The following is a 1,736-nucleotide window of genomic DNA, read 5'->3' on the forward strand; positions in this document are numbered from 1 at the left end:
ACTTACAAAGCCTACTTTCAGAAAAAACACGCTTGGTTGCCGTGACATATGCGTCAAACACCACGGGATCGATAGTCGATATTCAGCGCGTAGTTGACATGGCGCACGGTGTTGGTGCTCAAGTTTATGTCGATGCCGTGCATTATGCTCCTCACCACTTAGTCGATGTACAAGCGCTGGGCTGTGATTTCTTAGCGTGTTCAGCGTATAAGTTCTTTGGACCGCATGTAGGTATCGCTTACGTGGCCGACCAATGGTTGCACAGCCTTCGTCCTTATAAAGTAGAACCGGCTACGAATATTGGTCCGGGTCGTTTTGAAACGGGTACACAAAGCTTCGAAGGCCTTGCTGGTGTTGCGGCCGCAGTGGAATATTTGGCTCAGTTTGGCGACAACGACTTACCACTTCGTCAGCGATTAGAACAAAGTTACGCGCTTTACAATCAACACGAACAGCGTTTAAGTGAGCGTTTTTTGCAACGACTCGACGCGCTAGAAGGTGTGAAACTGTATGGCATTGAGAGCGAAGATTGTCAGCAACGTACGCCGACGTTTGCCCTAACATTTGACAAGTATTCACCGGAGTTTATCGCTAAGACCTTAGGTGAGCACAATATCTGTGTTTGGAATGGTCACTTCTATGCACTTGGTTTGGTTCGTCAGCTTGGCATTGAAGAATCAGGTGGCGTCGTACGAATTGGTTGTATGCATTACAACACTATTGAAGAAGTGGATATGTTGTTTGATGTGCTAGAAAGCATCCTTGATGCTTAATCTCTCATCGCTCTGAACGAAGAAAAACAAAAGCTCGAGCCAGTGCTCGAGCTTTTTCTATCTAGGAAGTTTGTATAGTAAAGCAGACGTATCTACGCGCTTACTTCAACTTCGTAAGATGTAAATTTGCGGACGTTAATCACACCGGTATCAAAAATCAGATACTGACCTTTGATGCCTTGCAAAATACCAGTTACAACCGGGTTTTTGTCGAAGTTATGAGAGGTGATTTTCGTTGGGTGTTGCTGAACGGGGTAGCTAAGATCGGTAATGGTTTCGCTCAGCACCTCGATGGCATCTTCACCAAATTGCTGTTTGATTTCAGCAATTTTGTCTTGCACAAGAGGAAGCAGTTCAGCAAAACGATCTTGTAACTCAATCGGTTCACCATCGCCTTTAAGCAAAGTGCGCCAGTTTGTTTTGTCTGCAATATGCTTTGCCAGTTCCACTTCAATCAAGCCTGAAATATGACGCGTTTTGACTTTGAAAATTGGCAGACCCTGAGTTGCACCTTGATCAATCCAACGTGTTGGAATTTGAGTGTGGCGAGTGATGCCCACTTTCAAGCTTGATGTATTTGATAGATACACGAAGTGATCCACCATACAGTTTTCTTCTCCCCACTGCGGTTCGCGGCATGTGCCTTGATCGTAGTGGCAAGTCTCTGGCTTCATGATGCACATATCGCAGCTCGCAAGCTTCTTCATACACACGAAACAGTGGCCTTGAGAATAGCTCTTCTTGGTTTTCTTGCCGCATGAACAGCAATAGATATTGCCTGTATGTTTCAGCGTGATGGTGTGACCCATCAGTGGGTTGAGATCGATTTCGTCCTCACCGACTGGCAGTCGGTAAGCGACAGTTCCTTCCAAATTGGCGCGCATTTTATCCAGCACGCCTGTTGCGATGATCGACATGACATTACTCTATGGTTTTATTGTTTGGTGTGAGTTTAACAGAAAA

At 45.5% G+C, this 1,736-nt stretch carries 2 protein-coding genes; one reads left to right on the top strand and one right to left on the bottom strand.

The window, feature by feature from the left end; genetic code table 11:
• Window positions 1–773, top strand: a 773-nt coding sequence (locus R7P67_RS23600; protein WP_029817174.1) for an aminotransferase class V-fold PLP-dependent enzyme, incomplete at its 5' end; no start/stop codon positions are given.
• Between the two features lie 92 nt (window positions 774–865).
• Here the strand turns inward: R7P67_RS23600 and R7P67_RS23605 are convergent.
• Complete coding sequence (locus R7P67_RS23605; RefSeq protein ID WP_318086164.1) at window positions 866–1,690, bottom strand: DUF2797 domain-containing protein; 825 nt, start codon at window positions 1,688–1,690, stop codon at window positions 866–868.
• Window positions 1,691–1,736: the final 46 nt, after the last annotated feature.

It is taken from the genome of Vibrio sp. Vb0937 (assembly GCF_033338855.1).